22 protein-coding genes are annotated in these 22,458 nt (G+C 54.4%); 9 read left to right on the forward strand and 13 right to left on the reverse strand.

The window, feature by feature from the left end; all coding sequences use genetic code 11:
• Positions 1–25 precede the first annotated feature (25 nt).
• Complete coding sequence (locus OHL19_RS04530; RefSeq protein ID WP_263356394.1) at positions 26–649, reverse strand: hypothetical protein; 624 nt, start codon at positions 647–649, stop codon at positions 26–28.
• 158 nt (positions 650–807) lie between these two features.
• Between OHL19_RS04530 and OHL19_RS04535 the strand changes: the two genes are divergently transcribed.
• Positions 808–2,592 (forward strand): CocE/NonD family hydrolase, encoded by a 1,785-nt coding sequence (locus OHL19_RS04535; protein ID WP_263356395.1) that lies wholly within the window; start codon positions 808–810, stop codon positions 2,590–2,592.
• A 3-nt stretch (positions 2,593–2,595) separates the two neighbouring features.
• Here the strand turns inward: OHL19_RS04535 and OHL19_RS04540 are convergent, their stop codons facing one another.
• Positions 2,596–2,817 (reverse strand): DUF3185 domain-containing protein, encoded by a 222-nt coding sequence (locus tag OHL19_RS04540; RefSeq protein WP_263356396.1) that lies wholly within the window; start codon positions 2,815–2,817, stop codon positions 2,596–2,598.
• A 199-nt stretch (positions 2,818–3,016) separates the two neighbouring features.
• Between OHL19_RS04540 and OHL19_RS04545 the strand changes: the two genes are divergently transcribed.
• Entirely contained in the window at positions 3,017–4,075 is a 1,059-nt protein-coding gene (locus tag OHL19_RS04545; protein ID WP_263356397.1) for a glycoside hydrolase family 43 protein, read from the forward strand.
• 6 nt (positions 4,076–4,081) lie between these two features.
• Here OHL19_RS04545 and OHL19_RS04550 read toward each other — a convergent pair whose 3' ends face one another.
• Positions 4,082–6,037 (reverse strand): CocE/NonD family hydrolase, encoded by a 1,956-nt coding sequence (locus OHL19_RS04550; protein ID WP_263356398.1) that lies wholly within the window; start codon positions 6,035–6,037, stop codon positions 4,082–4,084.
• A 154-nt stretch (positions 6,038–6,191) separates the two neighbouring features.
• Positions 6,192–7,391 (reverse strand): pyridoxal phosphate-dependent aminotransferase, encoded by a 1,200-nt coding sequence (locus OHL19_RS04555; protein WP_263356399.1) that lies wholly within the window; start codon positions 7,389–7,391, stop codon positions 6,192–6,194.
• 215 nt (positions 7,392–7,606) lie between these two features.
• Between OHL19_RS04555 and OHL19_RS04560 the strand changes: the two genes are divergently transcribed.
• From OHL19_RS04560 to sixA, 5 genes are all read left to right on the forward strand, one after another.
• Complete coding sequence (locus OHL19_RS04560) at positions 7,607–8,812, forward strand: GTP-binding protein (RefSeq protein ID WP_263356401.1); 1,206 nt, start codon at positions 7,607–7,609, stop codon at positions 8,810–8,812.
• Between the two features lie 20 nt (positions 8,813–8,832).
• Positions 8,833–9,060 (forward strand): 50S ribosomal protein L28, encoded by a 228-nt coding sequence (rpmB, locus tag OHL19_RS04565; RefSeq protein ID WP_263356402.1) that lies wholly within the window; start codon positions 8,833–8,835, stop codon positions 9,058–9,060.
• 3 nt (positions 9,061–9,063) lie between these two features.
• The gene (gene rpmG / locus OHL19_RS04570; protein ID WP_263356403.1) at positions 9,064–9,216 is read left to right on the forward strand and encodes a 50S ribosomal protein L33; all 153 of its coding nucleotides are present in this window, start codon (positions 9,064–9,066) and stop codon (positions 9,214–9,216) included.
• Between the two features lie 18 nt (positions 9,217–9,234).
• Positions 9,235–9,849, forward strand: a complete 615-nt coding sequence (locus OHL19_RS04575) for a hypothetical protein (protein ID WP_263356404.1) — start codon at positions 9,235–9,237, stop codon at positions 9,847–9,849.
• A 125-nt stretch (positions 9,850–9,974) separates the two neighbouring features.
• A complete protein-coding gene (gene sixA / locus OHL19_RS04580) occupies positions 9,975–10,532 on the forward strand; it encodes a phosphohistidine phosphatase SixA (RefSeq protein WP_263356405.1) in 558 nt (185 codons plus the stop codon).
• Here sixA and ppx read toward each other — a convergent pair.
• The 4 genes from ppx to OHL19_RS04600 all read right to left on the reverse strand — a co-directional run bounded on the left by ppx (position 10,484) and on the right by OHL19_RS04600 (position 14,908).
• Entirely contained in the window at positions 10,484–12,058 is a 1,575-nt protein-coding gene (ppx, locus tag OHL19_RS04585) for an exopolyphosphatase (RefSeq protein ID WP_263356406.1), read from the reverse strand. The two genes, sixA and ppx, sit on opposite strands and share 49 nt — an antisense overlap.
• 253 nt (positions 12,059–12,311) lie before the next feature.
• Positions 12,312–13,274, reverse strand: a complete 963-nt coding sequence (locus OHL19_RS04590) for a ferritin-like domain-containing protein (protein WP_263356407.1) — start codon at positions 13,272–13,274, stop codon at positions 12,312–12,314.
• Between the two features lie 11 nt (positions 13,275–13,285).
• Positions 13,286–14,170 carry a ferritin-like domain-containing protein gene (locus OHL19_RS04595; protein WP_263356408.1) on the reverse strand — a complete coding sequence of 295 codons (885 nt, stop codon included), beginning with the start codon at positions 14,168–14,170 and terminating at the stop codon, positions 13,286–13,288.
• 366 nt (positions 14,171–14,536) lie between these two features.
• Positions 14,537–14,908: a DUF5818 domain-containing protein gene (locus OHL19_RS04600; RefSeq protein ID WP_263356410.1), complete on the reverse strand. Its 372-nt coding sequence runs from the start codon at positions 14,906–14,908 to the stop codon at positions 14,537–14,539.
• Between the two features lie 175 nt (positions 14,909–15,083).
• On the opposite strand from OHL19_RS04600, the gene OHL19_RS04605 reads away from it, so the two are divergent.
• Positions 15,084–17,081 carry an ArnT family glycosyltransferase gene (locus tag OHL19_RS04605; protein ID WP_263356412.1) on the forward strand — a complete coding sequence of 666 codons (1,998 nt, stop codon included), beginning with the start codon at positions 15,084–15,086 and terminating at the stop codon, positions 17,079–17,081.
• A gap of 79 nt (positions 17,082–17,160) precedes the next feature.
• On the opposite strand, the gene OHL19_RS04610 is transcribed toward OHL19_RS04605, so the two are convergent.
• From OHL19_RS04610 to OHL19_RS04625, 4 genes are all read right to left on the reverse strand, one after another.
• The gene (locus tag OHL19_RS04610; RefSeq protein ID WP_263356413.1) at positions 17,161–18,417 is read right to left on the reverse strand and encodes a glycosyltransferase; all 1,257 of its coding nucleotides are present in this window, start codon (positions 18,415–18,417) and stop codon (positions 17,161–17,163) included.
• A gap of 37 nt (positions 18,418–18,454) precedes the next feature.
• Entirely contained in the window at positions 18,455–18,889 is a 435-nt protein-coding gene (locus OHL19_RS04615; RefSeq protein ID WP_263356415.1) for a MerR family transcriptional regulator, read from the reverse strand.
• Between the two features lie 109 nt (positions 18,890–18,998).
• Positions 18,999–20,204 carry a J domain-containing protein gene (locus OHL19_RS04620; RefSeq protein WP_263356416.1) on the reverse strand — a complete coding sequence of 402 codons (1,206 nt, stop codon included), beginning with the start codon at positions 20,202–20,204 and terminating at the stop codon, positions 18,999–19,001.
• 117 nt (positions 20,205–20,321) lie between these two features.
• Positions 20,322–20,612, reverse strand: a complete 291-nt coding sequence (locus OHL19_RS04625; protein WP_263356417.1) for a helix-turn-helix domain-containing protein — start codon at positions 20,610–20,612, stop codon at positions 20,322–20,324.
• 223 nt (positions 20,613–20,835) lie between these two features.
• Here OHL19_RS04625 and OHL19_RS04630 point away from each other — a divergent pair, with 223 nt between their 5' ends.
• Positions 20,836–21,897 (forward strand): energy transducer TonB, encoded by a 1,062-nt coding sequence (locus tag OHL19_RS04630; protein WP_263356418.1) that lies wholly within the window; start codon positions 20,836–20,838, stop codon positions 21,895–21,897.
• Positions 21,898–22,100: 203 nt separating this feature from the next.
• Here OHL19_RS04630 and OHL19_RS04635 read toward each other — a convergent pair whose 3' ends face one another.
• Positions 22,101–22,445 (reverse strand): hypothetical protein, encoded by a 345-nt coding sequence (locus OHL19_RS04635; RefSeq protein WP_263356420.1) that lies wholly within the window; start codon positions 22,443–22,445, stop codon positions 22,101–22,103.
• Between the last annotated feature and the right edge of the window lie 13 nt (positions 22,446–22,458).

A 22,458-nucleotide genomic window follows, 5' to 3' on the forward strand; every position in this document is an offset into this window, starting at 1 on the left:
ACGTCAGCCATCCGCCGCGATTTTGCTACTGTGGCAGTGTCGTGTCGCCCAAAGGCTGTACGCTTGTGACCTGCCAGCCGCTATTCGACTTCACAATTGTAGCGGTGGCCGTCTGCTGCCCTGAAGTGTCCGCAGCAATATTAGGGAACGCGGTTTTCATCTCCGTTGTCGAGGCCCAACTTGGCACGTTCGCAACGTGCAGATGGTAGTTCACGCTGTACTGTGTCGCATCGGCATTGTCGGCGGGCGTAAAGCTGTCAATCGTAGTCGCCTCGCGATGGCCGAAGCAGAAGTTGCCATATCCCGGCTGCGTCTGATCCACGGTCCATGTGGAGCGCCCGAGATCTGAAAGATCATAGTCATTGACCTGTTTCGAACCGATCAGGAAACGCTTTTTCTCGGCAGACTTTCTCATCAGCAACCCGGCATCCGTCAGAGCATCGTAGCCTTTTGTCTGCTCATCATTTGAAGTATCAGCCTGCGCCGGAAACTTCTTTGCATCCGGCCACACGCACTCCTGCCGTGAGCTGTAATAGTTGTTGATCGCAGATTTGAAGGCGCTCTTATCCACCATGTTCGTCTTGCGACATCCCGCGGCCATCACCATCGCACCACATATTGCCAGACTCAAAACACGTTTCGCGTACATGTAAAATCACCTCGAAGTCTTGGATGCAGAAATTGAGGCTATCTACTGCTCAACCTTTGCGTAAGACTCGATATACTCTGATGTCGGCGATTATTCGTGTCTGTAATCGCATAGAAACGCATTTGTCTCTGTCCCTTATTTCCATAGAGGTTGCGCCCATGCTCAAGAAAACCATCAGCTTTCTCGTTCTAGCCATCGTGTCTATCAGCAGCGCATCAAGCCGCGCTCAATCCGTGGGAGGTGTAATCGTGGAGCATAATGTCCCGATGAAGACACGCGATGGCATAACTCTGCGAGCGGATATCTATCGCCCAGATGGACAGGACAAGCTCCCGGTTCTATTACAGAGGACGCCATACAACAAGGCGGTAGGCGAAAGTTTTGGCCGCATCGCGGCTCTTCGAGGCTACCTGGTAGTCATGCAGGATGTGCGCGGCCGTTACGCATCCGAAGGCGACTGGTACCCTTTTAAATATGAGACGAATGACGGCTATGACACCATAGAGTGGGCAGCAGCTCTGCCTTATTCCAACGGCAAAGTCGGCATGTTCGGAGGCTCGTATGTTGGTGCCACGCAGATGCTTGCAGCCATCGGCAAACCACCGCACCTGGCTGGCATCTGCCCTGTCGTTACAGCCAGTAATTATTACGAGAATTGGATATACCAGGGAGGAGCATTCGAGCAGTGGTTCAACGAATCCTGGACCTCCAGCCTGGCGCAGGACACGCTCGACCGCACCATTCGGAAGGCGACTAACGCCGTCGTTGCAGTCTCTGTTCTTCCGCTTAAACAATATCCCATCTTCAATATCACCCCTCCCGCCAATGCCAGTGAATTAACAACGCAGCTCGCGCCCTACTTCAATGATTGGCTCGATCACCCTGTCTACGATAGCTATTGGAAGCAGTGGGCAATTGACGAACAATACAACTCCATTCAGGTGCCCGCACTTACGATTGCGGCCTGGTATGACATCTTTCAAGGCGGCTCTCTGCATAACTTTCAAGGATTGCAGGCACATGCTGGCAACGCGGACGCGCGCAAACAACAGCGATTAGTTGTCGCAATTGGTGGCCACTCTGGTGGTGGACGCAAGATAGGCGCGATGGACTTCGGTCCGGCTGCCGCAGAGTATGACGAAAACAGCATCATGCTTAACTGGTACGACTATCTCCTGCAAGGTAAGCAGAACGAGTTCGCAACGCAAAAGCCCGTCAAGCTATTTGTAATGGGCACGAATCAATGGCGCTACGAAGACAGTTGGCCTCTGCAACGCGCCAAAGAGACGCGCTACTTTTTGCACTCCGGCGGCAAGGCAAACACGCTCGCTGGCGATGGAACCTTTACGCCAAGCGCGACCCAGCAGGATGTATCCGATAGCTATGTCTATGACCCAATGAATCCTGTTCCGACCGTGGGAGGGCCGCTATGTTGCGATGCCGAGCATCTTGCGCCTGGTCCAAGAGATCAGCGTCCTGTAGAGACGCGTCCTGATGTGCTCGTTTACTCCACGCCGGCACTCGATCAGGACATCGAAGTTACAGGTCCCATAAGTCTCGATCTCTATGCCAGCTCAACTGCAACCGACACAGATTTTACTGCGAAACTGGTGGATGTAGCACCCGATGGCTTTGCGCGAAACCTTACAGAAGGCATTCTTCGCGCCCGCTTTCACGATTCCACGCGCGACGAACCAAAGCCTATTGAGCCTGGAAAAATTATCGAGTACAAGATTGATCTCTGGGCCACGAGCAATGTCTTTCTCAAGGGGCACAAAATTCGTCTCGAAGTCAGCAGCAGTAACTTCCCAAGATTTGACCGCAACCTCAATACCGGGAAAAATGCATCTACCTCCGACGTTGCAGTGAAGGCAACCAACACCATCGTGCATGATGCTGCGCACCCCTCGGCACTGATCCTGCCCGTGGTGAGCGCACAATAGCCGTTATTTGCTGCGCACGCCAACGACAACCAGTGCCACTCCACCCACGAGCGCAAGCGTGCTGAGCAATGGCGGGATTGGCACTGACTTTTTCTGCTCGTGCTGAACTTGTAGGGGGCCCAAATCGACGTCTTTCTTCTCGTGGGTGAACGAGAAGCCTCCCATGGAGAACCCAACAATTCCAAGCAGAATGAGCAAGACCCCTACAATGGTCGCGGCTTTCATATACGTACACCTCTCCTGTGTCCTATAGGCACAAGAGTTTCGATGCCGCTCCACTGCCATACGAAGGCCAGATGTGATTCTTATTGCTCACATTGGTGCATCCCTGCTCGGTAGTCAATAGTGTGGGTACACTGATTGCGTATATCGAAAACAAGTTGCAGCCTAATGTTTCAAGCAGGATTCAATGGGGAGTGAAGCAATGAAGAAGCCAGCATTTGTGGAGTTGTTTGTCCTCGCCTCTTTGCTCATCGGTACTTGTATTAGCGCGGCACAATCGAAGCTGCCTGCGGGCACATTCAAGAATCCATTACTCTCTACAGGCCCCGATCCATGGGTTATTCGCTATGGCGGCTTCTATTACTACATGAATAGCACTGGCACCAATCTCACCATCCGCAAGACTTCAGACATCACTGACCTCGCACATGCCGAAACAAAGATCGTCTGGACGCCGCCATCCACAGGCCCGTACTCGAAAGATCTCTGGGCACCTGAGCTGCACCGCTTCGATGACAGGTGGTACATCTACTTCGCTGCTGACGACGGCCCTAATGAACATCATCGTATATACGTTGTCGAAAATACCGCAGCCGATCCACTCGACGGTACGTGGGAGTTCAAGGGCAAAGTATCCGACGCGACAAACAAATGGGCCATCGATGCATCTGTCTTTGAAGATCACAACCAGCGCTACATCCTCTGGTCAGGATGGGAAGGAGACACTGACGGCGAGCAGCGTATCTATATCGCGCATCTCAAGAATCCGTGGACTGTAGACTCTCCGCGCGCAATGCTCTCGTATCCTCAATATCCATGGGAGCGTGTTGGTGATCTACTCGATCGTCCTGCAATGCCGCATGTCAACGTGAATGAGGGCCCGGAGATCTTGCAGCATAATGAAGATATCTTTCTCGTCTACTCTGGCTCGGCCTGCTGGACCGACTATTACGCCCTTGGAGTTATCCGTGCGAAGTCAGGCACCAATCTTCTCGACCAAGCTTCATGGATGAAATACGATCATCCATTCTTCAAGCAGGATCGCGAAGCGAAAGTTTTTGGCACAGGCCACAACGGCTTCTTCAAGTCCCCGGATGGCAAGCAGGATTGGATTATCTATCATGCCAATCCTGCATCAGGAGAAGGATGCGGTGATCATCGCTCCCCTCGCATTCAGCCGTTCACGTGGAACCCGGATGGTACTCCAAACTTCGGCAAGCCTATTGCTACGGATATTCCGATCGAGAAGCCTTCGAATTAACCGTGCTTACTCCACATGCACCACTGGCAGTTCCACAAAGCTGGAGTGAAACACACGCTGCGTAGCTTTCTTATAGTCACCCGGCTTCGCGAAAAAAATGTTCGGCACAAAGGTCTGTGGGTTCCTGTCGTACAACGGGAACCAACTCGATTGCACCTGCACCATGATCTTATGTCCGGGCAAGAACACATGATTTACATTCGGCAACGCGAACTTGTAAAGCTCCGGACTATCCGCAGGAATAGCCTTTGCTTCAGCTAGGCTTTCGCGATAGCGTCCGCGGAAAATATCCATCGCCACAGCTAGCTGATATCCGCCCATCTCCGGCTGTCCTGCAACTTCATCGGGATATACATCGATCAGCTTCACTACCCAATCTGAATCCGTACCGCTCGTCGATGCAGTCAGATTCGCAATCGGCTCTCCACTGATTTGGATCGGTGCTGTCAGTGCTTCAGTGGAATAAGTCAGCACATCTGTACGCCCAGAAAATTCGCGCTGATCATCCACCAGCCATCGTACCCAGGAGAGATTTGGCGTATACCCTACCGGCTCACTTGGCCGTGAACGAAACGGCACTGGCTTTGCAGGATCGGACACATATTCTTCATAACTCGACAGCAATGTTTCTCCTGCTTCCGACTCATCAAATCCAAGCTTTCCCGCAGCCTTTAGATAGAGCGGCGTGGCTTTCTGTGTACATCCTTCAGCACAGCCAGAGGGCCATGTTTGCAGCCGCTCCCACTTGTTGGCGCCAGTAACATAAGCTGTCACGGGAGCTACTTTCATCGCTGGTGCATCATCCTTCAAGTAATGCGCAAGAAAAGGTGCGAGTATCTCTTCGCGAAAATACAATCCAGTATCACTATGAAATTTGATCGCTCCCAGCGAACTGGCTTCTTCAATCTCCTGCCCGTGATACCAAGGCCCCAGCACCAGGAACAGGTTGCCATTCTTCTGCGACTTCAGCGCCTTGTATACGGCGATGGCTCCATAGATATCTTCCTGATCCCATTGCCCGTCCACTATCATTGTTGGCACGGTCAATTGTTGCTTCGCCAATATCTGATCGACGGCCTGATCACTCCAGAAAGCGTCATACGCTGGATGCGCTGCAACCTTCTTCCAGAATCCGATCTGATCCATGCCTCTTTGTCTCGCTAATTCTCCAGCTGACCCTGCCCGCATGTATGTGTCATAGTCATCAAAAGTGCTCGTCAGCCAATGTGCATCATTCGTCCGTGTTGCTGCCTGCTCGTAGATGTAAGGAATGTTCTGCTGTCGAAAAGCTCCATTGTGAAACCAATCATCCCCGCGCCATCCATCCACCATCGGATTCATCGGTACAGCCACCTTTAACGCTGGATGCGGATGCACCAATGGCATCAGCGACAGATATCCGTCATACGAAATCCCCAGCACGCCGACCTTCCCGTTCGACTCCTTCACATGCTTTACCAGCCAGTCGATCGTGTCATAGGTATCTGTAGACTCATCTACCGGAGTAGGGTTCAGTGGTCCATGGAGTGGGCGATTCATCACGTAATCGCCCTCACTGCCGTACTTCCCGCGAATGTCCTGCACTACGCGGATATATCCGCCAGCGACAATTGTCTCCGTCGCATTGTCATAGCCCCACAGGCTGCTTGCCAGGTGAACACTTGGAGCATTCGTGGTCAGCACATCAGCGGAGTAGGGGGTACGCGTCAACAAAATACCCTCATGCTTTGCGGACTTAGGTACGAGGATTACTGTATGCAGCTTTACTCCATCCCGCATCGGAATCATCTCGATACGCCGAGAGTAATCCGAGCCTGCATCGGTGGGCTCAAAATGCTCAGGAGTCTCACTGGGATAGTTGGGATATTTCGGAGCCGTCTGTGCGTCAGCAACTGCGCCGATAAGTGCCAGAGCAAACAACATCGAAGCCAGAGGACGGGAAGAGCGGTATAGAGAAGCCATGCAGCCACACCTCGAAATGGGTTATTCGCAACTTAACACATCACCCTGGAGATATGGCTGTAGATGTTTATAGCGATGAAAAGGCGCGGCTTTAGCTTCAGCCGCGCCTACCATGCATGTTAGAAATCAAGGAGCTCAGATACAAACGGACACTTTACCGAAGCGTTCTTAAACGCGCGCAGGCATCATCGAGATCCTTGTCTTTTTTGGCAAAGCAGAACCGCAACAAATCCTCACCGCGCCCGGCTCGAAAGAAAGCCGATCCGGCCACGGAAGCCACGCCAGTGCGCGCCAGCAACTCACGAGCTTTCTTCGCTGCCGTTTCTCCAGGAATTGAACTTGCATCCGCCAAAATGTAATATGCACCGGCGGGAACATACGGCGTAAGCCCCGCATCGGTAAGCGCCGCGACAATCCGCGCGCGCTTCAGCAGGTGATCTCCAGCCAACTCGGTATAAAACTCGGCAGGCAGGCTTTCCAGTCCTGCAGCGGCACCATGTTGCAATGCCGAAGGAGCGCAAACATACGTCAAGTCGTGAAAATAACTGATCGCACCGAGCCACTTCGCATCGGCAATCAGATATCCAAGCCGCCATCCGGTAACCGAAAACGTCTTTGAAAATCCTGAAATCAAAATCGTGCGCTCACGCATTCCCGGCAACGTGATCGGGCTCACATGCTCCGCATCTCCATAGACGAAATACTCATAGATCTCATCCGTAAATAGAAACAAACCGTTCTCGACGGCGACCGCGGAAAGTGCCTCCAACTCGGCGCGCGTAAAAATCTTCCCGCTGGGGTTCGATGGAGTATTGATCACAATCGCCCTTGTCTTCGGAGTTACAGCAGCCTTCAGCGCCTCCACATCCAGCGCCCAGTCCGCAGTTGTCTCCGCCGGGAAAGCCAGCGGCACAATCACCGGTGTCACGCGCAGCGACTTCAGCGTGCTCACATGGTAGCCATAGAATGGCTCAAACAAGATCACTTCATCACCGGGATTCAACAATGCCATCGCCGCCGCATGAAACCCGCCCGTAGCCCCGCTCGTCACCAGTACTTCTTTATCGGGATCGACATCGATGCCATTAAAGCGCTTCATCTTCCCGGCTATTGCATTGCGAAGTCGTGCAATGCCATCGAGCCGCGTGTAGATATTATGCCCACCCTGGATCGCAGCAATCGCTGCCTGTGCCACGACTGCCGGCACTTCGGTATCGCAAATCCCCTGCGCCAGATTTACGCCTCCCACGCGATCACACTCCATACTCATCGCACGAATCTCAGACTGCAACGCACGCGGCGCAAGTTCACTTAGGCGAAGCTCAGGAGCAAGAGAAGAGGTCGTAGGTGTCATAGAAAAGAGATCCAATCTTCAGAAAATTACGTACGGATATCACAATGTTACAAGCCACCCCCATCTCCCGTCCGTGGAATTCACCTAAACCATCGTTAGAATCTTCTGCAGCCAATCCTCAATGCGCACTCAAGCGAGCCGAGGAGCCGTTCCCGATATTGCTCTTGCTGCAAGAATTGCATGTTTGTTATTGATTATGTATTATCATTTACATAATGAATCTGCTACCCACTACCGTTCTCTCTGGCTTCCTCGGCGCAGGCAAGACGACCCTGCTAAATCATGTACTCAATAATCGGGCAGGGATGCGGGTTGCGGTCATTGTCAACGACATGAGCGAAATCAACATCGATGCTCAGTTAGTGAAGCAAAGCGGCGCTAATCTTAGCCGCACGCAGGAGAAGTTAGTCGAGATGACGAATGGGTGCATCTGTTGCACCCTGCGCGACGATCTTCTACAGGAGGTATCGCGACTTGCCCGCGAAGAACGATTCGACTATCTGCTTATCGAGTCAACGGGCATCTCTGAGCCGCTTCCGGTAGCAGCTACTTTTACCTTCATTGACGAGAAAGGGGACTCGCTCTCCAGTGTGGCTAAATTGGACACGATGGTGACTCTTGTCGACGCGACAAAATTCCTGGACGATGTTCGATCCATTGACGATCTACGGGACAGAAAGGTGGCTCTCGCCAACGAAGATGAGCGCACTGTCTCTGATCTTCTTATCGACCAGATTGAATTTGCGAATGTAATTGTCATTAACAAGACTGACCTGGTGAGCGCTGAAGATCTCGGCCGTCTCGAAGGAATTCTTGAGCATCTCAATCCTGCTGCCAGGCGTGTTCGCGCCGTGCGCGGTGAAGTACCGCTTACCTCCATATTGCATACCGGACTCTTCGATATGGAGGAGGCAGAGTCTTCCGCCGGATGGGTTCGTGAGTTGAATGGCGTGCATACGCCGGAGACGGAAGAGTATGGTATTTCGAGCTTCGTCTATCGTGCGCGGCGTCCTTTTCATCCAGAACGATTCGAGACTGTGACGGATGAAAGCTTTCCCAATGTGCTTCGAGCCAAGGGGTTTATCTGGCTTGCATCCTGCCACGATGATCTGATTCTTTTCTCCATTGCCGGTAGTACATTGGCCGTCGAGCCGCAGGCGCAATGGCTCGCAGCAGATATGGGGGATGAAGAACAGGATGCCGAAACGCAGGAGTATCTCAAGGATGTTTGGGAGGCTCCGTATGGAGATCGGCGGCAGGAGATTGTCTTCATCGGAGCAGGCATCGATCGCGCATTGTTGGAGGCAAGGTTGAATCAAGCTCTGCTCACTCCAGAGGAGATGGCCGCAGGGCCTGAGGCATGGCAAGAGCTCGCCGATCCTTTCTCTGAAATGTTTCGCGATAGAGAAGCAGCGGCTTAGGCATAGAGAGGAACATCGTCATGGCAAAAGAATGTCTAATCACCGGTAAGCGCCCCGTTGCGGGCAATAAAATCTCACACGCTCATAACAAAACGCGGCGGCGTTGGGAACCAAATCTGCAATGGAAGCGTGTCTGGATTCCAAGTGAAAACCGCTTCGTTCGTATGTGTGTAAGCACGCGCGGGCTGCGTACGATCAGCAAACTGGGAGTAGAGGCAGCTCTGCTTAAAGCGAAAAAAAGAGGCTGAACAATGCGAACAATTATCAAGCTGGCTTCAACCGCGGGTACTGGCCATTTCTACACCACGACCAAAAATCCGAAGCTTCAGAGCAGCAAACTTGAGCTGAGAAAGTATGACCCGGTGGTCCGCAAACATGTTCTCTATCGAGAAGCCAAAGCATAGTCATGGGCGAGTATGAGCATGTCCGGCAATAGTTCGAGATCGGTATTGCCCTCCGCCGTCAGGCGACGGGGCCGCGCGCTTCTGCATCAGCAGTGCTGGCTGTGGGGCAGGGACATCAAGCGTGCGGAGGGCAATCTGCTGCTTCATTACGGCTTCGATCGAATCCGCGAGCCTGGGGGTACGTCCGGTTTCAGCCAGTACACCCTATCCCTGCCCGGAAATCTATATGTGCGCCTATGGGGTTTCGGAATCTATTTCGGATACGCCGAGGGGGTATTTCTCAATCGTTTCGACTTCGTTCCGCGTGCCACGAGCTTGCAGGATGGATGGCAGTCCCTGGAGATGACAGGTCTTCCGCGCGCGCAAGACCTGTCTCTCTTTCCATCCGTACTTCGCTGGATGAGCAGTTACGAGAAGAGGGTTCTTGAAGAGTGGGGGCCGGAATATAGAGCCACATCACTCGCGGGATGGAAGACTCGCATCGCTGTAAAGGATATTTCAGTCGGGTGGCTAGGGCTGGCACAGCAAGTAGAGAAGCTGCTCTACCGCCTGCAGCCTCTGAATCCGTTAATGCGTATTACATCGTTGCCGGTTAGTGCTGAAACACGCCTGTCTTCGGCGCACACACCGTAAATAAAACAGATACCTCCGTAGGAGTGTCCTCGGCGGCAGTATAGATGAATTAGATTGTTACATTTATGTTAAAATCATTCTTGCGAAGGCAGTATTCCAACCCCAGGCCTCGCCCGATTAGAGCTATGAATCTTTACCTTATGCGCCACGCAAATGCGGGCGTTCCACGTGAAAATCCCGTCCTCGATGCCAAGCGCGGCCTTGTCAAAGAAGGCAAGCAGCAGTGCATGTTGATGGCTGGTGTTCTCACTGCGCTCAAGGCGCAGGTGGATGTCATCATCGCCAGCCCGCTTAAGCGCTCGCTCCAGTCTGCCCAGTTTGTCGGCACTGAGATTGGCTTTGAATCCAAAATCATCGCTTCGCCAGCCCTAGCGCCTGATGGAGATTACGCCGCATTCCAGCATCTCATCGCTGAATACGCTGATCGCGAAGGAGTCCTGGTCGTGGGCCACAATCCTAATCTGCACCAGTTCATTGCCAAAATTCTGAACGGCAATGGTAATGGCTCAGCCCATGCTCCTCTGACTGGCAACGGATGTATCCGTCTGCGCAAAGGCGCCATCGCACGCATCGATATGGCACGCCGCCCGGCACAATTGCAATGGATGATCGATCCGCGGCTTGCGCGCGTCATCTACAGCAGTGTGACAAAGAGTTCGCGTCCAAAGACGTCGCGAAAATAATCCGCTTCTTTACGCAGCGACCATAGCTCCAGCTCTGCTCCCGTGCGCCCCTGCTGCAGCTCCAGCAATACCCGCTTGGGGTAGACGCGCGCCGTTACGCGTAACACGTCTGAAGCACGATCCTGATTGAGCGCTCGCGCCAGCCGCAGTAGCACCACGCTGCGCAGCACGTTCGCGTGCTCCTCCGGCAGAATATTGCGCATGGCTCGATCTCCCGGCTGCGGACGAGTCTTGCCCAGGTATCGTGCAATCGCCGAAACAATCGTTCGCTGCTGCCAGGTAAGCCCGTAAATTTCTGAGCTTGAAATAATGTACTGCGTATGCCGGTGATGTCCCTGGTGATTCAGAAACTTACCTGTCTCACTCAACATCGCCGCCGCAGCCACCCAATCCGAGTACTCATCGGGCAGCTTGTGCAGTGTCGCCAGATCGCGAAACAACTGCACCGCATGCGCTTTCACCGGCTCGGCCTGACGCAGATCCACGCCGTAGCGCCGCGCCGTAGCCAGCACGCTCTCCCAGCGCTCCTGCTCGAACTGCTGGTGAGCCATCGCGCGATCATCCTGCTCGGCCAGCATCTGGGCTAATATGCCATCGCGCAGACCTAGATCCGAGTAGCGAAACCCGGCCAGATTAAAGGTTTCCAGCAGCTCCGCATAGACACATGCACCGGCCACAATAATCTCCGCCCGCTTCGGTCCAATGCCCGGTACCGCGGATCGTTCCGCCATGGTCATCTTGCGCAGCTTGGTCGCGAGCATCCGAACTTGTCTCTGCGTCGTAATCTCCACCTGCGCAGCCTTGGTTTTTCGAGCGGTCTTCGGTTCCGGTTTGACCAGAACGGAGTGCGATTCCGCCAGCGCCGCTGCTGTTCCAGAGGTAGCAATCACCAGCGGCACAGTTCCCGGATTGATCCGTCGATGCGCGCGACGCAACTCCCGCGCAATGAACTGCTTCATCCGCGCCAGGCCTTCTTCTGAAGCTGGATCGGTCGGAATAAACTCCTGCGTCAGCCGCACTGCTCCAAGCGGAAGGCTGACCGTTTCCTTGATGCGTTTATGCTCGCTCAGCGTGATTTCGCAACTGCCGCCGCCTACATCCACCAGCACGCATTTGCCGGCCGTACCAGGCTCGTTGGTCATCACGCCGCGATGAATGAGTCGCCCTTCTTCCAGCCCGGAGATGATCTCAATCGTCCAACCTGTCTCCGCTTTAGCCCAGGAGACAAAGGCCTGGGCGTTCCGCGCATCGCGCATGGCTGCGGTGGCAACGACGCGAATCTGGTCCACTCCGTGCGTTTGAATGGCGCGCTGAAACCGTTTTAAGGCCTTTATTGTCAAAGCCATTGCATCCGGAGAAACCAGGCCTGTTTCAAATACGCTGGTGCCCAGACGTGTGACTTCGCGATCCTCGTGGAGCGTCTTCAGGCGATGCGCCACGGCTCTCGCAATCTTTAGCCGGCAGGAGTTCGAGCCGATATCGATTGCGGCAAATGTGGCGGCAAAGCTGGCAGTTTTTGTAGGCATTGATCGAGTGACAAGGCCCAGTATGCATGGCCTATGGCAACAATACACCACCGAAATCAGGGGTGATTTTCGTCCCAGCATTGGCTCTGGAAATTTTCTATACGAGGCAAATTTGAAATCATTTTGAAACCAGGGACAGGTATAAGCTGCAAACTATGCGGGCTGTGTAAGAGAGTTACTGTTATTGCCTGGATCTAAAAAAAACAGGTGGTTCCCAGCGGGGATTTAGTACCGGGAACCACCTGGCTAAAAATTAACTTACTTTGCCGTTGAGGCCGTTGGGGAAGAAGCCTCCCTTGGTGCCGCTTGGGCTGGCATAGACGATGTTGAGCACCTGTTGCGCCGTGCGACTGAAGGCGATGCTATTGGAATCCGCATTGACGATGGTCGATGCGGTGAAGGTCGCGCTTGAGCCGTTGAGCGCGTCCTGGGTTGTCGTGAGGCCAATATCATCGTTGCCTGTGCCGTCGAGTGTGGCGCGCAGGTTGCTGATCTTCGTGGCAGTTGCGGCGATGCCCGCACCTGGATTCGCCTGATCCATACCCCATAGAATCGTCCGGATCAAGCCTGCGTGATAGGCCTCGACCGCGAGAATTCCGGCTGCAGCAGTGAGATTTCCGGCATCGGTAAGCGAGCCTGCCGCACCGTGATACGCGGTGACGCCCACATCTTCAAAGATGTAAGAGCCAAGCAGAAAAGCTACATCACTCGCGAAGGGGTCGAAGGCTGCTCCGATACCAGCCGCGGAGGCTGCTGCGTTAAAGCTGTTGAAGAGATCGATGTTCGGTTGTGCGACAGCCGAAGCACCGAGAGCGCCGCGTAGAAAAGTCACGTGCTTCTGCTCTTCGCTGGCGATCTCCATTGCATAGCTGGCATTGACTGGGTCAGAGAAGGGAACCTTGCAACTGGTAAAGCCACCGGGCTTGACGGTTACTGTACCGCCGCCCGTTGTGGCCGTGCCTGCGCCAATGCCAAGGCCTACCTGATCGATGGTCATGCCTGTGGATGCCAGCGTGTAATACTCCGCTTCGAGGTATTCGAGGTTGAGCGCGAAGTTGAGGTAATCCGCATCGGTGAGCGTTGCCTGTGCGTTGGCACTCTTGCTGGTGGTTGCAGCCAGCACGATGCCTGCGAGGGCAGAGCCGCCCATCATCATCATTCTGCGACGGCTAGTGACGATCACTTCGTCGAGTATCTGGGTTTCTGTGGTTGCCATGTCATCCATCCTTAAGCGGCGGTTGCTTTGATGTTTCCGTTCAATCCGTTGGGGAAGAATCCGCCCATGGACAGGTTTCCGTCAGCGCTTGCATACACGATATTCAGCACCTGCTGCGGAGTGCGCGCGAAGGCGATTGCCGTAGTTGGATCGGCAGCTACGATCGTCGTCGCGGATAGCGGGGTTTCGTTGCCGCCGCCCAGCGTCGCGCGAAGATTGGAGATCTTGTTTGCCAGGGCTACGTAGTTGCTTCCTGCCGCGAGGATCAGGGTACGAATTTCCGCTGCGTGATAGGCTTCCACAGCCATGATGCCTGCTGCTGCTCCCAGGTTCGTCTTATCGGTGAGCGCGCCAGCCGCACCGTGGTAAGCGGTCACGCCTACGTCTTCAAAAACGAATGCGCCAAGCAGAAATGAGTTGGGGTCGGCAAACGGGTTAAAGGTCGCGCCGATGCCCGCTGCCGATGCGGCCGCATTGAAGCTGTTGACCAGATCGATATTCGGCATGGGGACAGCAGACGTGCCGAGAGCCGAGCGCAGAAAGCGAACATGATTCAGTTCTTCCTGGGCGATCTCGTAGGCATATTCCTTCTGGATCGAGGAGGTGAAGGCTACCTGCGAGCCGCCGGTGACAGTGCCCGCACCCGAGCCCATGTCGGTTGAAGATAGCCCGGAGCCAGTTGCCGCAATCAGATAGAACGAGGCTTCAAGATATTCGAGGTTCAGCGCGAAGTTGAGGTAATCAACATCGGTGAGTGCTGCTGGGGGAGGTGGCGTAACAGTTATTGGAGTGCTGCTTCCGCCGCAACCGACTGCTGTAAGTGCAGCCGCAGAGCCTGCACCGACAAGGAAATTGCGCCTGGTTAGCGCGTTGAGTAATTCATCAATCTTTTGCACTGCCGTACCTCTTTCGCTTCGGGGGTTCACGAACATTTGCTGTTGATTGCCCGCTGCCGCAGGAAAGTAGACACGCACATCTTCACTTGCCTGGCAGGCAACTATCGGTCGACAAAATCTTGTAAATTCTGGGTGGTGCCGATGCGTTTACAACCTAGGAACGTAGGACAGGCTTAACCGGATGTAGACTCTGGCAATTTATTTTCAGGGGGGCAATTTTTCCGCCGCGAAGATTCGTAGTGGAATGCGTAGTCTTGATTTATCCACCAGAGTGCGATTGCGATACTTTCGATACTTTATTGATCGGTCAAATGTATGTTGAACTTGAGCTATATATAAGCGAGAGGTTAGTCATCCCTGGGATAACTAACCGCCCATCTCCTGAATGCTTTCTACATGCACCAACTTGATTCCTTCGTCGACCTTGCCCGTGACGCGAACAGATTTGTTCTCAAATTGCGATGCCTTCTGCTGATTGTCGAGGCGATAGACAGATCCGGAAGAGGCGCGCAGAACGAAGGTAGAACCATCCTTGACAATCGTGCCGTTCAGCGACCTGGATAAGGGTACGGAGCGATCCTGGACTGGCGACAGGACGATCGATCCATCGGTAACCGTTGTAATTGCCTGCGAGGGCCGGGCTGCCAATGCGGATACGGCGGGAAACAGCAGTGCGAAAGAGAGCGCCAGAATACTTCCAGCAGAAACGATTCGAAGGGCAGATTTTTGGGGGTGCATTGAAAATCACCTTCTTGAGATTTAAATGCTCCAATCCATTTTAGATTGCAGATCGGGATAGCGATGGCGATTCGAGAACCATACCGGCTTAGAGGGCTGGCCCCACGGGTCAATTCGCAGAGGGAATGGGATTCTCGGGTTGCGTGACTGATATCCTTCTTATTTAGGCAGACTCATGACAGACATGACACAACGCGCGACCCGTTCTCATCGATCTTTTGTGCTGGCAGCCTGGGTTTTGCTGTTAGCGGTATTTTTTGCGGTATACGCGGCGGCGCTTTTTACGCCTCCGCTGTTGGATGATGCAGATGCAACTCACGCACAGGCTGCGGCACATATAGCCGAGACCGGCGACTGGGTTACGCTCATGGTAAATGGCGTCCGGTATCTGGAGAAGCCTCCGCTGCCGTATTGGATCGCCGCAGTCTCATACCGCATCTTTGGCGAAAACACCTTTGCGACACATCTGCCCAACACGCTCGCCGTCCTGGGCTGCGCATGGCTGGCATGGCTATGGTGCCAGCGTGCCTGGGGAGACCGGGCAGCGTTATATGCAGCCCTGGGTACTCTGACGTCGGTGGGTCCGTTCCTGTACACACGGTTTGCGATTCCCGAGGCGATCCTGACATTTCTGCTGTTGCTGGCTCTCTATTGCCTCATCACCGGGCTTGAGAGTCGGCGCCCCGGACGCTATTACGTGGCCTGGGCCGCACTGGCGTTAGCCATGCTGACCAAGGGATTGATTGCGCCGGTTTTCTTTTTTGCCGCAGCTATACCGATGATGATGTTGAGCGGCCAGTGGCGACGTTGGCGTGAGCTCAAGCTGTATTCGGGCCTGGCATTGTTCCTGTTAATTGCGGCGCCGTGGCATATCCTGGCCGGACTGCGCAATCCTGACCAGGGCCACCCGGTGGGCAATATCCCAACCATGGGAAATGTTCACGGCTTCTGGTACTTCTACTTCCTGAACGAACACGTCTTCCGCTTCCTTGGGACGCGCTATCCACACGACTACAACCGTCTGCCGTTCTTGGCTTATTGGTTTCTGCACCTGGTATGGATCTTCCCCTGGAGCCTGTTCGTTCCGGCAGCCCTGCTGGTGGCCTGGAAGACAAGACATAGCTGGATGCAGCATCTGAAGCGCGATGCAGGACAGACTGTTGATTTCTACCTCGACAATTCAGGCCGCGAAGATCTGGCAAGCCATGTAATCCGGCTCAAATTTCGCTCGCGAACGGTCTGGTTGCTGGGCCTGTTCTCTGCCTTCACGCTGCTGTTCTTTTCGCTCTCGACCAATCAGGAGTACTACACCTGGCCTGCCTGGATCCCAATGATCATTTTGACGATGGGCGTACTGGCCAGCATTGAAGAAGCAGAAGAAGATCGCCGGGAAGGTCGCAGCCAGTTGCGGCTCGGTGGTACGGGTTGGTTGGTGACGGCGCATGCTTTGTTCGCTGTTGCCGGTGTGATCATAGCCGCAGCACTGGGCTGGGGGCTCTGGGAGTCGCGGAATCTGCCCTTTGTGTCGGACATTGGTTCGCTTCTCGCGCATCGTGGAGTAGGGGACTACTCGTTGTCGACCTCTCACCTCTTTGATCTGACAGGGCCTTCGTTTGCTGCACTTCGCCTGCCTGCAGGGATTGCCGCAGTCGCATTGCTGGTTGGCCCGCTGACCGGGTTGTTGTTGCGGTTGGCACACCGCAATAGGGCAGCGACAATCAGCGTAGCGCTCACTTCGGCGGTCTTCCTGATAGCGGCGCATATCGCCTTCGCCCGCTTCGAACCGATGCTGAGTTCCAAGCAGCTTGCCGATACGATCCTGCAAAAGGCCACGCCTGCGGATGAGTTTGTGATCCTTGGGGATCAGTCGGATGCATCTTCGATCATCTTCTACACGCATCGCTTCTTCGGGCATCCGGCAGAGCTGGTGATGGAGCAGTGCTCGCAGCATAGCAATGGCTCTTCTATGCTCTGGGGTTCCTGCTATCCCGATGCGCCGAAGATCTTTTTGAATGAAGATGAGCTGGAGTCGAAGTGGGGCCAGGGGCCGCGTCACTGGCTATTCGCGCAGGATAAGAACCGCAGCAAAGCAGAGCAACTGCTGGCAGGCAAGCTGATTCCCGTGCAGACGATTGCAGATAAAACGCTATGGACTGACAGACCTTTGCAGTAAGGCACCCATAATAAAAAATAAGCGGCGCTCCTGTCCGGGGCGCCGCTTTTGTTTGCGTATAAGTTCTTCGTTTATCGGGTTAGTCGGCAGCTTTCATCCTGCCGCCGGAGAGAAGCTGATAGACGCGGCCTCGCCACAGGATGCGGCTGGATACGTAGCTGGCAGCCCAGAAGCCGAAGCCCATCAGGTCCCTTATCGGGTAGAGCATGAAGAGCCCAAAGCTGCTCTCATCGTGTACTACAAGCCGACCTGCTGCCCATGCAATGGCAAGACGGGTAAGAATGCCCCATGTGAAAAGACTCGCGGCCAGGATGGGGTGGCCAAGCGCCAGAGCAGAAAACAGGGCCAGCAAAGCAAACGGCATGCTGAAGGTGAGCGCCGTGCCGAAATGCCCTTTGGGGCGAGAGAAGCGTGTGGATTTCATCCAGCGAACCTGGTGCTGGAGCGAGTCAGTAAAGCTTTCGTTGAGGATGATGTGATCGATGGCGTGATGGCTGAGAACTACGGTGTGCCCCTGTTGAAAGACGGAGTTGCCGAGCAGGTAGTCGTCGGAGCAGTAATCGCCTAAAACTCCAATGCCCTTAATGCTACTTGCCAGGGCGATGCCGCCTGCCGGGGCTGCCTGATCTATCTGCCCTATTTCATTTATCTGGCCCATCTCATTTATTGGACCCATTTGCTCGACACACTCGCGACGCACCGCCATCGTGGGGCCAAGAACAAATTTCATACCCTCAAGCAGGTTGGCAACGAGAACTCCAGCAGTCATTTCAACGGACATGCCCGTTGCTTCAAGACGCGCCCAGATCCCGCCCTGCGTGGCGACTCCGCGATAGAGGCAGGTCATGGCACCGACTTGCGGATCGGTAAACGGAGCAGCAACGGCGCGAAGATAATCCGGGGTGACGCGAACATCGGAATCACTGATGACGAGGATCGAGTTCGCTGCGGCCGCGGTCATTACTTCAAGAGAATGGACTTTGGCATTGATGTACTTAGGTTCGCCGGTGGAGTAAAAGCGCGTGGACACCTGGGGATAACGGGCAGCGACATGACGAGCTATTTCAAGGCCGGGATCGCGCTGATCGGCAGCGCAGAAAAGAATCTCAAAGTTGGATGAGGGATAATCCTGCTCGAAGAAAGTTGCGAGATTGTCTTCAAGGTCTGGCTCGATGCCATGCAGCGGCTTGAGCAGACTAAGCGGAGGCGTAAAGCTGGGTTTGCCTGGGGACGGCTGATTGCGGAGATGATGCCGCGTACCCGCCAGCACCAGGCCGGCGAAGACTGAGGAAGTGAGCAGACCAAAGCTGCCGAGTGCAAGTAAGAACAGGAGCATTCAATATCCGTAATATGAGGATACTTGTTTGTACGGACTATGGCTTTGGCTGAATACGCGCGGCCTGATTTTTCACAGACGTGGAGCCGGTCCGAACGATCATCGGCTTGCGCAGGGGCACCATCGCAGATTTGGACTGCGGTCCGGCGGCCCGGTTGATATGCGAGAGCATCTCAGAGCGAACATATTCGACGAAGCCCTGCATCTGGCGGTTCATCTCTTCCATGCGTTCGCGCATCTGCAGGATGATGGCAATCCCTGCGATGTTGACGCCGAGGTCGCGGGCCAGGTTGAGAATGAATTCAAGGCGCTCAAGGTCTTCGTCGGTATACAGGCGCGTGTTGCCCTCAGTGCGCGAGGGTTTGAGTAGCCCTTCGCGCTCGTAGAGGCGTAGGGTCTGCGGGTGAATCTCATACATCTCAGCAACCGCCGAGATCATGTATGCGCCTTTGGTTTTCCGTTTGGCTGTCATGGTTGTCTGCTCAAGTATGCACGGCATTCATTGCTGTTCATCGGAAACTTATTGAACTTCGTCCGACAATCAATGTAAATTGCCGGACAGTTAGCGTTGTTGATCTGCATTACAGCTTGTCGAACAAAGTTACACGTGGGTCTTGATTGTTGAGTTTAGCGAACTCGCGCATAATTTCGCGGCTGCGCTCGTCATTGAGTTGCGGTACGACAACTTCGACAGTCACGATCTGATCGCCGCGCTGTCCGGGTGCAGATGCGCTTTCGACGCCGCGCTCGCGCATGCGGAGTTTCTGGCCGCTCTGGGTGCCGGGTGGTATGCGCAGTTGAGCACGCCCATCGATTGTTGGTACATCGACTTTGGCCCCGAGAGACGCCTCGGCGATGGTGATCGGTACGTTTAGATGAATGTCGTCTGCAGCCCGCGTAAACACCGGGTTTGTGCAGATGCGGACGATGACGTAGAGGTCGCCGGGTGCACCTCCGTTCGTGCCGGCATTCCCTTTGCCCTGCAGGCGAATGCGCTGTCCATCGCGCGTGCCGGCCTTGATGCGAAACTCGATGGACTCAGTGCGATGCACTAGCCCTTCGCCTTGGCAGGTGGGGCAGGCGTTGGTGACGCGGCCTGTGCCGCCGCAACGAGGGCATTGGATGTTGAATTTCATGCGGCCGCCCATCTGCGTAACCTGGCCGGTACCGTTGCACTCGGGGCACTGTTTGGGTGCTCCTGAAGATGCCTGGCCGTGGCAGGTGGGGCAGACTTCCTGGCGGTGAATGTCGATGCGGGCGTTGCCGCCGCGAATGGCTGTCCAGAACTCGATGGGTGCTCGATATTCAAGATCGGTGCCAGGCTGCGGTCCGCGGGCCTGCTTCTGCTGGGCGGTTTGGGCCTGTTCGTTGCCGGAGAAGATTCCTGAAAAGATGTCGCGGAAGTTGCCCCAGGACTGGCTGCCCTGTCCAGTGGCTTGCCCTGGACCTCCGCTTTGAAAGCCGGAGAAGTCGAAGCCGCCGAAGTCAACCGGCGGTCCCTGGCGCGGATTGGCCTGTTGGCGCGCATAGGCCTCTGCCGTCGCGGGGTCGATCTGGTCGGAGTAGAAACCTACCTGGTCGTAGACCTTTCGCTTCTTCTCGTCCGAGAGGATGTCGTTGGCCTCGGAGATCTCTTTGAACTTCTCTTCCGACTTCTTGTCGTTAGGGTTTACATCGGGATGATACTTGCGCGCGAGCTTACGAAAAGCCTTTCGGATTTCATCCGAAGTGGCCGTTTTCTTCACGCCGAGAATGCCGTAGTAGTCCTTGTTTTGGGTAGTAGACATGTTCTGTTGAACTCGATTCCTTTTGGAGTGCCGTCAAGCGGCTTTCTGTTCGCCTTTTCCTTCATCGGCCATTGGCGCGATGGAGTGACTTCTTATCTGATCTGGCTCATAGATGTCTCATGCGATGCGTAACGCTTTCTGAACGGCTTCTGGTTCGCGATCGATGACCAGGAGATACGCGCGCGTTGGGCCTTCGGGAATGCGGCGGCCTTGCTCCCAATGGCGCAGCGTGTTGACGCTGAAGCCAAAGCAAATGGCGAACTGCTGCTGCGTCATATTAAGGCGCACGCGAATAGCCCGCACATCCACCTGCTCCGGAATATGCACCGCGAACGCATCCTGTTCCTGCGCTAAGACAAGCGCTTCTTCCAGGCCGCGACGTAGCTGGTCCGCGATAACTTTTCTCATAACTACACCTCGACTGCAGGGCCCTTCGTAACGCTCCGGCTGCTTAAGTCACTCTAGTTATTGTAGTGCATTGCACTAGGTATGGCAACGAGCTCTGAGCCATGAATTGCAAGCTGAAACCCCGGTCATTTCGCCGATTTCCTTCTCTTGTGAAACTTGGAGCAGCCTCACTTTACATGCAGGGATATGTGTCCGTGATATGTTGCCGATTATGAGGGTTTTGATGTTGAGTTACTTTGGCCGTGCTTGGGCGCGGATAGGTGTTCTATGGGCGCTTGGTTTGATGGCGGTTTGCGGGGCTAGTATGTCTGCGGCTGCGGCTCAGGTTCCAGTGGCGGAAGACCCGACTGCGCTGATGGTGTCTGCGGCGAAGTTGAATGGGTTGGTTGACGATGAGATGAAGCCGTGGCACTTGAAAGCCAGTTTTCAATTGTTGGATGAGAATGGCGCCAGTAAGGATCAGGGAACAATCGAGGAGTTCTGGGCAGGGGCACATAAGAACCGGGTGATCTACACAATCAATAGGCTTACGCAGACCATGTATGAAACCGAAAAAGGTGGAATGCAGTCAGGAACTGCGGGCCAGATCTCCAACTTGGTTTTGCAGGCGCAGGCTGGATTAGTTCAGCCGCTACCGGATGTGGGGATTATTCAACATCAGGGGTTCGAATTGCATGAGAAGGATGCAGGTGGCGCGAAGCTGAGAACGCTTGCAGCTAAGGGAGCACCAGGTTCTATCTCGTATCCCGGTTTTGTCGGCGTCACGTATTTTCTGGACACCGACAAGCCGGTCCTGCGCGTTCTTGCTACCGGTCGAGGCGCAATCGAGGTGGTGCGGAATAAGGTCGTGATTTTTCAGGGGCGTTACGTGCCTGAAGAGATTGTGATTGCTCATTCGGGCAAGGTTGCGCTGCGAGCGCAGGTCGACAAGATCGAATCTCTCGCAACTGTCGATGAGGCTGAATTTACGCCACCGGCGAACGCTGTAGCTTTGCCTAAGACGATCAATGTATCTGCCGATTTCGCAAAGGGACTTCTCGTCAAGAAGGAGTTGCCGGACTACCCGATGGCGGCCTTGCAGGAACGTATTCAGGGGACGGTAGTTCTGCAGGCGACGATCGGAACGGATGGGCATGTTAAGGGTCTGCGAGTCATTGTTGGGCCATGGGAGTTACAGCAAGCTGCGATGGATGCAGTCCGAAAGTGGGTTTATAAACCTTACCTGCTGAATGGTGAGGCGGTTGAGGTGAATACTACGATCAACGTTGTGTTCTCGCTTGGATAGGTCGTTAGAGTATTTGAATGTTGATGTTGGAGGGGGTTCAAGCAGATTCCCTGCGGGAATGACAGACAGAAAAGCAAAAGCTTTATCTCAAATTCCACTGAGTTGTCCTAAGGGATGGACCAAGGCCGAATCGAAGTGGACGATTGAGCCGATGCGCTCACCGGGCATCACTCCAGATCTGGCTAGCGAGTCAGTCTTTTACATCAGGAGCCGCTAAGCCTATCGAGTATCCCGAGAATTTTATAAGTTTCGGATTCGATCTTTTTGCCATCCAGGCTGACTGGCCAACTCAATTTTGCCTTGTCGCTCTTGAACTCCACTTGGATGTTGTCGGCTACGGGCATGCGGCAACTTCGATGATTCCCTGCAGCTCCGGCCATATGTTCTGCAAATTTGCTTTCGCAATTGACGACGACAAGCCTTCCGTCCGGTATTAGTAGCGTGAACGTTGCATCGTGTACCTTAAAAGTTTTCCCCACCGCTACATTGTTATAGATAGCGGCATAGTCATAACGATCCTCTTTGTCTTGGCGGTTCAATATCTTCACATCTGGATCCAGT

Source organism: Acidicapsa ligni (assembly GCF_025685655.1).
Lineage (GTDB): Bacteria > Acidobacteriota > Terriglobia > Terriglobales > Acidobacteriaceae > Acidicapsa > Acidicapsa ligni.

Bases quoted from the DNA above. Each gene is read 5' to 3' on its own strand.
- OHL19_RS04530 (WP_263356394.1), bottom strand. From the start codon at position 649: ATGTACGCGAAACGTGTTTTGAGTCTGGCAATATGTGGTGCGATGGTG.
- OHL19_RS04535 (WP_263356395.1), top strand. From the start codon at position 808: ATGCTCAAGAAAACCATCAGCTTTCTCGTTCTAGCCATCGTGTCTATC.
- OHL19_RS04540 (WP_263356396.1), bottom strand. From the start codon at position 2,817: ATGAAAGCCGCGACCATTGTAGGGGTCTTGCTCATTCTGCTTGGAATT.
- OHL19_RS04545 (WP_263356397.1), top strand. From the start codon at position 3,017: ATGAAGAAGCCAGCATTTGTGGAGTTGTTTGTCCTCGCCTCTTTGCTC.
- OHL19_RS04550 (WP_263356398.1), bottom strand. From the start codon at position 6,037: ATGGCTTCTCTATACCGCTCTTCCCGTCCTCTGGCTTCGATGTTGTTT.
- OHL19_RS04555 (WP_263356399.1), bottom strand. From the start codon at position 7,391: ATGACACCTACGACCTCTTCTCTTGCTCCTGAGCTTCGCCTAAGTGAA.
- OHL19_RS04560 (WP_263356401.1), top strand. From the start codon at position 7,607: ATGAATCTGCTACCCACTACCGTTCTCTCTGGCTTCCTCGGCGCAGGC.
- rpmB (WP_263356402.1), top strand. From the start codon at position 8,833: ATGGCAAAAGAATGTCTAATCACCGGTAAGCGCCCCGTTGCGGGCAAT.
- rpmG (WP_263356403.1), top strand. From the start codon at position 9,064: ATGCGAACAATTATCAAGCTGGCTTCAACCGCGGGTACTGGCCATTTC.
- OHL19_RS04575 (WP_263356404.1), top strand. From the start codon at position 9,235: ATGTCCGGCAATAGTTCGAGATCGGTATTGCCCTCCGCCGTCAGGCGA.
- sixA (WP_263356405.1), top strand. From the start codon at position 9,975: ATGAATCTTTACCTTATGCGCCACGCAAATGCGGGCGTTCCACGTGAA.
- ppx (WP_263356406.1), bottom strand. From the start codon at position 12,058: ATGCCTACAAAAACTGCCAGCTTTGCCGCCACATTTGCCGCAATCGAT.
- OHL19_RS04590 (WP_263356407.1), bottom strand. From the start codon at position 13,274: ATGGCAACCACAGAAACCCAGATACTCGACGAAGTGATCGTCACTAGC.
- OHL19_RS04600 (WP_263356410.1), bottom strand. From the start codon at position 14,908: ATGCACCCCCAAAAATCTGCCCTTCGAATCGTTTCTGCTGGAAGTATT.
- OHL19_RS04605 (WP_263356412.1), top strand. From the start codon at position 15,084: ATGACAGACATGACACAACGCGCGACCCGTTCTCATCGATCTTTTGTG.
- OHL19_RS04610 (WP_263356413.1), bottom strand. From the start codon at position 18,417: ATGCTCCTGTTCTTACTTGCACTCGGCAGCTTTGGTCTGCTCACTTCC.
- OHL19_RS04615 (WP_263356415.1), bottom strand. From the start codon at position 18,889: ATGACAGCCAAACGGAAAACCAAAGGCGCATACATGATCTCGGCGGTT.
- OHL19_RS04620 (WP_263356416.1), bottom strand. From the start codon at position 20,204: ATGTCTACTACCCAAAACAAGGACTACTACGGCATTCTCGGCGTGAAG.
- OHL19_RS04625 (WP_263356417.1), bottom strand. From the start codon at position 20,612: ATGAGAAAAGTTATCGCGGACCAGCTACGTCGCGGCCTGGAAGAAGCG.
- OHL19_RS04630 (WP_263356418.1), top strand. From the start codon at position 20,836: ATGTTGAGTTACTTTGGCCGTGCTTGGGCGCGGATAGGTGTTCTATGG.